Annotated in this window: 12 protein-coding genes and 1 pseudogene; 12 read left to right on the top strand and 1 reads right to left on the bottom strand. The window is 65.8% G+C overall.

What is annotated here, in order from left to right; translation table 11 throughout:
* The 11 genes from AQY21_RS08560 to AQY21_RS08510 all read left to right on the top strand — a co-directional run.
* Positions 1 to 420: AAC(3) family N-acetyltransferase (locus AQY21_RS08560; protein ID WP_161905981.1), on the top strand; the 420-nt coding region annotated here is incomplete at its 5' end.
* A 12-nt stretch (positions 421 to 432) separates the two neighbouring features.
* Positions 433 to 843, top strand: coding sequence for a VOC family protein (locus AQY21_RS08555; RefSeq protein ID WP_058097279.1), 411 nt, complete (start codon positions 433 to 435; stop codon positions 841 to 843).
* Between the two features lie 5 nt (positions 844 to 848).
* A complete protein-coding gene (locus AQY21_RS08550; protein WP_058097278.1) occupies positions 849 to 1,283 on the top strand; it encodes a bifunctional 2-polyprenyl-6-hydroxyphenol methylase/3-demethylubiquinol 3-O-methyltransferase UbiG in 435 nt (144 codons plus the stop codon).
* A gap of 192 nt (positions 1,284 to 1,475) precedes the next feature.
* Entirely contained in the window at positions 1,476 to 1,997 is a 522-nt protein-coding gene (locus tag AQY21_RS08545; protein ID WP_152988167.1) for a hypothetical protein, read from the top strand.
* 111 nt (positions 1,998 to 2,108) lie between these two features.
* Positions 2,109 to 2,426 (top strand): H-NS family nucleoid-associated regulatory protein, encoded by a 318-nt coding sequence (locus tag AQY21_RS08540; protein ID WP_058097276.1) that lies wholly within the window; start codon positions 2,109 to 2,111, stop codon positions 2,424 to 2,426.
* 15 nt (positions 2,427 to 2,441) lie between these two features.
* Positions 2,442 to 3,059 carry a plasmid pRiA4b ORF-3 family protein gene (locus AQY21_RS08535; protein ID WP_058097275.1) on the top strand — a complete coding sequence of 206 codons (618 nt, stop codon included), beginning with the start codon at positions 2,442 to 2,444 and terminating at the stop codon, positions 3,057 to 3,059.
* A 75-nt stretch (positions 3,060 to 3,134) separates the two neighbouring features.
* The gene (locus AQY21_RS08530; protein ID WP_058097274.1) at positions 3,135 to 3,503 is read left to right on the top strand and encodes a hypothetical protein; all 369 of its coding nucleotides are present in this window, start codon (positions 3,135 to 3,137) and stop codon (positions 3,501 to 3,503) included.
* Positions 3,500 to 3,853, top strand: a complete 354-nt coding sequence (locus AQY21_RS08525) for a DUF2200 domain-containing protein (protein ID WP_058097273.1) — start codon at positions 3,500 to 3,502, stop codon at positions 3,851 to 3,853. The genes AQY21_RS08530 and AQY21_RS08525 overlap by 4 nt, the downstream gene beginning before the upstream one ends.
* Before the next feature lie 245 nt (positions 3,854 to 4,098).
* Complete coding sequence (locus tag AQY21_RS08520) at positions 4,099 to 4,515, top strand: hypothetical protein (protein ID WP_058097272.1); 417 nt, start codon at positions 4,099 to 4,101, stop codon at positions 4,513 to 4,515.
* Positions 4,516 to 4,947: 432 nt separating this feature from the next.
* Complete coding sequence (locus AQY21_RS08515; RefSeq protein ID WP_058097271.1) at positions 4,948 to 5,625, top strand: DNA methyltransferase; 678 nt, start codon at positions 4,948 to 4,950, stop codon at positions 5,623 to 5,625.
* 76 nt (positions 5,626 to 5,701) lie between these two features.
* Positions 5,702 to 5,992: a hypothetical protein gene (locus AQY21_RS08510; protein ID WP_058097270.1), complete on the top strand. Its 291-nt coding sequence runs from the start codon at positions 5,702 to 5,704 to the stop codon at positions 5,990 to 5,992.
* A gap of 279 nt (positions 5,993 to 6,271) precedes the next feature.
* Here AQY21_RS08510 and AQY21_RS08505 read toward each other — a convergent pair whose 3' ends face one another.
* Positions 6,272 to 7,132 carry an arginase family protein gene (locus tag AQY21_RS08505; protein ID WP_058097269.1) on the bottom strand — a complete coding sequence of 287 codons (861 nt, stop codon included), beginning with the start codon at positions 7,130 to 7,132 and terminating at the stop codon, positions 6,272 to 6,274.
* A gap of 106 nt (positions 7,133 to 7,238) precedes the next feature.
* Here AQY21_RS08505 and AQY21_RS27730 point away from each other — a divergent pair.
* Positions 7,239 to 7,443: pseudogene (locus tag AQY21_RS27730) on the top strand (hypothetical protein); the annotation flags it as partial.

Genomic DNA, 7,443 nt, shown 5'->3' with positions numbered 1-7,443 from the left:
CGCCTTGGCGGCAAGATCCTGCTGCTGGGTGCGCCGCTCGATGCGGTGACCGTGCTGCATTACGCCGAGGCCGTCGCCGACATCCCCGGCAAGCGCCGCGTCAGCTACGAGATGCCGGTGCTGGGCCCGGATGCCCGGACCATCTGGGAGGCTGCCACGGATTTCGACTCGAACGGCATCCTCGATTGCTTCGCAGTCGAGGGCCAGCCGGATGCGGTCGAAACCATCGCCCGCGCCTATGTCGCGACCGGGCGGCACCGCGAGGGCGTGGTCGGCGCCGCGCACTGCCATCTGTTCGACGCGCAGGATATCGTCGCCTTCGGCGTCGGCTGGCTCGAGCGGCGGTTCGGATCGGCGCCGCATCAGCGGTCATGCCGGGACGGCCGGGACATTCCGACCGGGCAAGACGACCCAATCTGACAGGAGGAACGCATGATGGAAGCTCCGCGCATCTACCCGACCTTTCGCTTCCGCGACGCGGCGGCGATGATCGAATGGCTGGAAAAGGCCTTCGGCTTTACCATCCACGCGAAATACATGGATGGCGACAAGGTCGCCCATGCCGAACTGGCCTTCGGCTCGTCGATGATCATGTGCGGCGACAGCAGGGACGACGCCTATGGCGGGATGGTGGGCCGGCCTTCGGAACAGGGCGGCAAGTCCCTCTATATCGCCGTGGACGACGCTGACGCGATGTTCGCCCGCGCTCAGGCCGCCGGCGCGGTGATCGAGGAGGGCCTGACCGACCGCGACTATGGCAGCCGCGAATTTATCTGCCGCGACCCCGAGGGCAATCTGTGGTGCTTCGGCACCTGGTGGCCGAAGGTGACCGACAAGACCTGAGCATCATGGCCCCGCGGATTTCGAACCGGATCGCAGCCTTCATCGACGCCTTGCCGCTGATGCCGGGCCTGAGGGTGCTGGAGATCGGCTGCGGGCCGGGGGTGGCCGCCCGCGAGGTCTCCCGACGTGTCGGAAGTGGCTTCGTCCTGGCCATCGACCGCTCGGCCAGGGCGATCGACAGCGCGGTGGCCGGATCGAGGGCGGAAATCGCCTCGGACCGCCTGCGGTTCCGGCAGGTGGCAATCGAGGACTTCGAGCTGTTGCCCGATGACGCGCCCTTTGACATCGCCTTCGCGATGCGTGTCGGGGCATTGGACGGGCGCCATCCTGAGATCGAACAACGCGCCCTTGAACGATTGCGGGTTGCATTGAAGCCGGCGGGGCGGCTGTTCATCGACACGGGGCATCCGCTCAGGGAGATCAGGCTGCGAACACGGTGACGGTTCGGCTTGTGCAAGACACCGGGTGATCCGGAAACCGCTCCGCATTGCGATGCGCGACCGGATTGCCGGAGGCCGCTCCTCGGGCAGGTTGTCGCAGCGTCACTGTGATACCTTGCATGCCCAGGGCCCTGTGCCTAGCTCGGCTCGTGACCGACCGGCGGCGAGAACAGAACAAGGGGCATGCGGACGATGCGTTTCCTGCTGACCTTCCATTGCGAGGCGACCGGCCAGTGGCGCTGCCTCGACACCGCGCTGCTTCCCGACTTCCGGTCAGCCCGCGCCGAGGATCTGCCCGCGGCCCTGCGCGATGAGCCGGATCTGGTCATGCGTTGGCTGCTCGGGCGCTACGAGATTGCCAATACATTGACGCCCGGCGCGAAGAGCCTGCATCCCTCGGGGCAAAGGGATTTAGTCACAATCTATGCCCTCGGTGCCAACCGATCGGTCATCGGCTTCGAGAACGCGTATAACGGCGCCTGGCTCGAGATGTTCCTGCTTGAGAACCAGCCGCTCGGCCATATCGCCATCCGCAAGGTTTTTTCGTCGTCCGGGGCGATGGCCAAGCTGGAGGAACGGGCGGCGCGGCCCCTGCATCCCTCCGACGCGGCCTGCCGCCTGACGGTGAGCCGGATCATCGAGCATCGCCAGGTCTGGGGAAACCAATGCAAGACCGATGCTGGGCGGACAGCGGCTTTGGTGGAGAGGACATAAGCCAGAGCCGGTGGATTGTTCGAGTGATCTTTGGGCCCATTGTAATGGGGATGAGATTTGCCGTTTGTCCGCTGTTGGATTAAACCGGCGCCATAACAACAGGGGACGCATATGACCGATATCGACCTGAATGCCTTGTCGCTGGCCGAGTTGAAGCAGCTGGAAAAGAGCGTGGCCAAGGCAATCACCTCTTTCGAGGATCGCCGCAAGGCCGAGGCGCGGGCTGCGGCGGAAGCGGTGGCAAAAGAGCACGGTTTCTCGCTGGGCGAACTGGCGGAAATGACCCCGGCGCATAAGCGCGCCACCGTAGCGCCGAAATACCGCCACCCGGAAAACCCCGAGATCACCTGGAGCGGTCGCGGCCGCAAACCTGGCTGGATCGCCGAGGCTCTGGAGGCCGGGAAATCCCTCGAGGACTTCGCCATCTGATCGGGGAGGGCAGGGGTGTTCCAGCCTCCGAATGCGGTGCGGCTGCATGTTTCACTGGCCGCGATCGAGCCGGAGATCTGGCGGCGGCTGGTGGTTCCCGCCGACTGGACGCTGGACCGGCTGCACCTGGTCCTGCAGGCGGCCTTCGGCTGGACCGACAGCCATCTGCACGAATTCCGCATCGGCGGGTTGCGCTACGGCGATCCGGCGCTGCTGGACGACGGCTTCGGCGACCCCCGCGTTTTCGACTATGCCGAGGTGCGGCTGCAGGATTTCGTCGGGCGCGATGGCAGTTTCACCTATGCCTATGACTTCGGGGACGACTGGGAGCACCTGATCCGGGTCGAGGAGTGGCTGGCGCTCGATCCGGCGCCGCGCCACGCGCTCTGTCTGGAAGGCGCACGGGCGAGACCGCCCGAGGATGTCGGCGGGCCGTGGGGCTATGAGGATTTCCTCGGGATCATCCGCGACCCGGCGCACGAGGACCATCGCTCCACGCTGCGCTGGGCGGGCGGGCATTTTAATCCGGAATGGTTCGATCTTGATCTGATCAACAAGAATCTGCGCAATGCCTTGCGCGCGAACGCGCGACGCCGGCTGCATCAGCCGAGGCCGAAGGCGCCGAAGGGTTAGCAGCGTCTCCCGTTGCGACCCTTCCCCGGCCTGCGCGAAGCTGACCATCCGCCCGACTCTTGCCACGACGCCCCCATGACCGAGATCTCACCGCACTCCCGGATCAAGCTGTCGAAGCTGCGCGATATCGGCTGGTCGCTCTGGGATCCCATCGGATTGCTGGACCCGGAAAGCCGGCCGGGCAGGTGGGACGACGAAGCCAACCTGTCCTTTGCGGACGAATATGACAGCTATCTGGTTGCGGCGGCCTCGCAACTGCGCCGGGGAACGTCCCCCGATGAGGTCGTTGCGTTTCTGGTCGAGATCGAGACCCAATACATGGGAATGGGCGACAACCCGAGCGCCCGGCCAAGGGCGGAAGCGGTCGTGGATGCGATCTTGGCTGACGAGGGTATCTGGACCTGGCTCGATGCGCAGGGGCGGTTCGGTCAGGAGGCGAGATGAGCAGGCACAAGATCTTCACCACCAGCTTCGCCAGCGTCTATCCGCATTACGTGGCGAAGGCGGAAAAGAAGGGCCGGACCAGGGCTGAGGTCGATGAGATCATCCTCTGGCTGACCGGCTACGGCCCGGAGCAGCTGGCAGCCCGGTTGGCAGACCGGACGGATTTCGAGAGTTTCTTCACCGAGGCCCCGCGAATGAATCCGGCGCGCTCCCTGATCAAGGGTGTGGTCTGCGGCGTCCGGGTGGAGGAGGTCGAGGATCCGCTCATGCGGGAGATCCGCTATCTGGACAAGCTGATCGACGAACTGGCCAAGGGCAAACCGATGAACAAGATCCTGCGGGACAGCTGAGTCAGCAGCCGGCGGGGGTGCCGCTACCGACGAAAGCCCGGCAGCTTGTCGCCGGCCACCGGGCATTCTCGGCACCTATTCGCATCAATCCCCGGTCCTCCGCCTGTCGGCTTGACCCGTCGCAGGATGTTGGGAATGCTGCTATCCGCAGCAACGGCGTAGTGAACCTTGGTCGCAGGCGGAGCGTATCATCTTCGGGCAGCCTGACGTGAACGATCCCTGATCCCCTTGGTCCGGAGGCTTCCATGATCCTGATCCTGCTTGCCCTCATGCTCACCGCCGTCGCCTGTGTGATCGCTTGGTATCTGGCCATCTACGCGCCGCCGGTAATGGTTTTTGTCGAGACGTTTAGCTTCATCCACGCGACCGAGATCGGCTTCCTGCTATCGGTCCTTGCGGCGGCCACCGCGGCGCTGCTGTCGGTGGCGCTGGTGCTCACGGTGCTGTTCAAGGCGAAGAACCCGATCCTCTGCCTGCTGGCACGGGCCGTGTTCGTGATCCCGGCGATGATCGCTGGATATGCCCTCATCCATGGCGTCACACATGGTGCCATCGACTCCGCCATCGCGCTGAAGCTGCTCTGCGGCACGGCCGGGCTGATCACTGGCATCGCTGCGCTGATCAACCTGAACGGGTTCGGGGAACTGGCGCCGCAGGTTTGATACTGCCAGCCATTCCTACCAGCAGCGTCCTGCCGCATTGATCTAATGTGATCCGCGCGCCGGGCGCGGATCGCGCCTGCCCAGAAGCCGTGCCGGCGGCTCGACCGGGCCCGTGCCCGGCTCACCCCCGGCCCGAAGGCTTTCCTGTCTCAAGGATTTGTCCGCCACGCATCCGCCTGTCTGGCCGTCAAAGGGCAGGCGCCGCCTTGGGGCGTCGTCGGGGCGCAGGGCCGTGTCCTCGCCTGCGGCTGCGGGCCGCCCCACCCCTGCGCCCCGACCCATGACCGCCAGCCATGCGGCCGCGGGTCGGGCTGCGCCCTCGCCGCTCTGCCTCCGGGGAAACATGCGTTTCCCGAAGTCAGACCGGCGAGGCGCGGCCCATCGGCGGATCAGGGCAAGGGCCCTCCGCTCCGAACCCGAAAGGACAAAGACATGACCGGCAAAGCAGCCACCCCCCGCAACCTCGTCATCAATGCCGATTGCATCGCGGCGATGCAGGCTTTCGGCAGCGGCTCGGTGGATTTCATCCTCACCGATCCGCCCTATGTGACCCGGTTCCGCGACCGGCAGGGCCGCACCGTCGCCAATGACGACAACGCCCGCTGGCTGCGTCCCGCCTTCGCCCAGATGCACCGAGTTCTGAAGGATGGCGGTTTCTGCGTCAGCTTCTATGGCTGGAACAAGGTCGATCTGTTCGTGGAGGCGTGGAAGGCGGCGGGCTTTCGCATCGTCGGGCATCGGGTGTTCCGCAAGCGTTACGCCTCCTCGGCGCGCTTCCTGCGCTACGAGCACGAGCAGGCCTATCTGCTGGCGAAGGGCGATCCCGAGCTTCCCGCGCGTCCGGTCCCCGATGTGCTGGACTTCCCCTATACCGGCAACAGGCTGCACCCGACGCAAAAGCCGGTGGCTGTGCTGCGCAAGCTGATCGGGGCGTTCACCCAGCCGGGCGATCTCGTGCTGGACCCGTTCAGCGGCAGCGGCTCCACCCTGGCGGCGGCGCAGCTGCTGGGCCGCGACTGGCTCGGGATCGAGCTGGACGTGAACCATTACCAGACCGCCGGCCGGCGGATGGCGGCCCTGCAAGAACGGGACCGGAAGGCGGCGGCATAAAAGCCCCGTGCGGCCCAAGGGCGCTCGTCCACGCGGCGGGCGCCTCACCCCGCAGCTTCACGGAAAGGATTTCGACATGCGTTGGATTGTCACGAAGGACCATCACGGCGGTTGCATCGGACTGGGCGAGGACGCCGACGGCGTTCCTGCACGGGGCAAACCGGAAGAGGGCCACGCCTTGCCGGTGGAGTTCCGGCTCTACACCGCGCGCGGCAGGCTTTTGTTCGAGGGCCGTTGCGGCGACATCGCGGCCGACTGGTGGCACGGCATGGAGCCGCTGCTTTACGCCTGGACCACGTTCCGGTGCCGCCGGCTGACCTGGCGCCCGGCTGGGACGGATGAACCCTGGCGCCCGCTGCGGCCATAGGCGACCTACCAGCCCACAACATCACGGTCGCCGATCCGATGGATCGGCGGCCGTCGCGCGTGCGGTTCCGACGGCGGGGGCGGCAGAAAAATCGCGCTCGCCGGGCAGGGGCCGGCTCGCGGAGGAAAGGCGGAGAAATCGGCTGACGTGCCCATGGCTGATGCGACAGGCGCGAACGGCGCGGCATGATCCGGACGGGCGGAGACCACCCATATCGGAGCTCGGCCGGATCATGCGGGAGGCCGGAAAGAGAGGTCGTGCCTTGCGGCCGGACGCCCCTCATGCCTTCATGATCGGCAGCTCGGCGAGTGCGTTCCTGAGACGCAGCATGTCCCAAGGCAGATGTTCGGTAATGGCGAGGCCGACCATATCCGCCGCCGCGCTCACGTCCTTCAGCAGCCGCACCACCTGTTCCAGCCGCATGCGGCCCTGCTCGATCCCGGCAAAGGCATCCGTTGCCGCATCGGGCCTGTTGAACAGCAGCGGCGAGAAATGCGACGGATCCAGCACGTCGAGATCGAAATGCACCGCCAGATGGGTAATCCCTTCGCGCGCGATCCAATCGAGAACCGGCTGGCTGGTCTCGGCCAGATCGGTGGCGGGGATGTGGCGGAGGCCCAGTTCCTTCAGGATCGGGGCTTCGGCCTCGTTCCAGCCCTGCATGCCGGCGATCATCACCCGCGGCGCAGCCAATTTCACCGGCACCTCGGCGGTGAAATCGGCGTCGCCCCGCCCGAGCAGCATCCCCAGCACATGGGCATGCGAGAACTCGGCCGCGCTTATCACGTCGGGATGGGCGTCGATCCAGAGGACACCCAGCCTGTCGCCGTATTTGCGGCTCAGCCAGGCGATGGGTGCAAGATCGACCAGGCAATCGCCGCCGAGGGTGACAATGCGGTCGGGATCGTGACGCTCGATGGCAGCCCGTGCCGCACGAGCCTGCGCCAGCAGCGCATCGCGCCATTTGATGCCCTGGTCGAGCGGCGGCGCGCTGCCATCCGGTCTGGGAACCGCCACGGTTTCCTCGGGGCCGTYATGCGGCGGCGCCAGCCAGCGCAGCAACTCGGCGCCGAAGCGATAGGCGGGCTCGTCCCCGCCCTGCCATTGCGGCATGTTCACTCTGAGGGTCGTAGAAGTCATGGCGTCATCCTTGCTTGCGGCAGAAAGGCGTTGCATCGGCCTAGGCTCCAGACCCATTGCTTTCAGGCCTTTGGCGTGCTTCAGGCTCCGCAAGGAGAGCTGATCGATGAGCAATCTTTTCTGGCTGAGCGAGGCGCATATGGAGCGGCTACGGCCCTTCTTTCCCAAGAGTATCCGAAGATCAGAAAACAGTCCGGGGGACTGTTTTCCTGAGGATGGGCAAGCCGCGCGTGGATGCCCGGCATGTGCTGAGCGGGATAATCTTCGTCAATCGCAATGRCTTGCGGTGGTGTGACGCGCCGAAGGAATAC

Origin of the sequence: Paracoccus sp. MKU1 (assembly GCF_001447385.1) — a bacterium.
Classification (GTDB): Bacteria; Pseudomonadota; Alphaproteobacteria; order Rhodobacterales; family Rhodobacteraceae; genus Paracoccus.
The sequence above is the reverse complement of the archived record's forward strand: the minus strand, read 5'-3'. Positions and strand labels throughout refer to the sequence as shown.

Coding starts and splice junctions, on each gene's coding strand:
- AQY21_RS08555 (WP_058097279.1), top strand. CDS start 433: ATGATGGAAGCTCCGCGCATCTACCCGACCTTTCGCTTCCGCGACGCG.
- AQY21_RS08510 (WP_058097270.1), top strand. CDS start 5,702: ATGCGTTGGATTGTCACGAAGGACCATCACGGCGGTTGCATCGGACTG.
- AQY21_RS08545 (WP_152988167.1), top strand. CDS start 1,476: ATGCGTTTCCTGCTGACCTTCCATTGCGAGGCGACCGGCCAGTGGCGC.
- AQY21_RS08540 (WP_058097276.1), top strand. CDS start 2,109: ATGACCGATATCGACCTGAATGCCTTGTCGCTGGCCGAGTTGAAGCAG.
- AQY21_RS08525 (WP_058097273.1), top strand. CDS start 3,500: ATGAGCAGGCACAAGATCTTCACCACCAGCTTCGCCAGCGTCTATCCG.
- AQY21_RS08520 (WP_058097272.1), top strand. CDS start 4,099: ATGATCCTGATCCTGCTTGCCCTCATGCTCACCGCCGTCGCCTGTGTG.
- AQY21_RS08515 (WP_058097271.1), top strand. CDS start 4,948: ATGACCGGCAAAGCAGCCACCCCCCGCAACCTCGTCATCAATGCCGAT.
- AQY21_RS08530 (WP_058097274.1), top strand. CDS start 3,135: ATGACCGAGATCTCACCGCACTCCCGGATCAAGCTGTCGAAGCTGCGC.
- AQY21_RS08550 (WP_058097278.1), top strand. CDS start 849: ATGGCCCCGCGGATTTCGAACCGGATCGCAGCCTTCATCGACGCCTTG.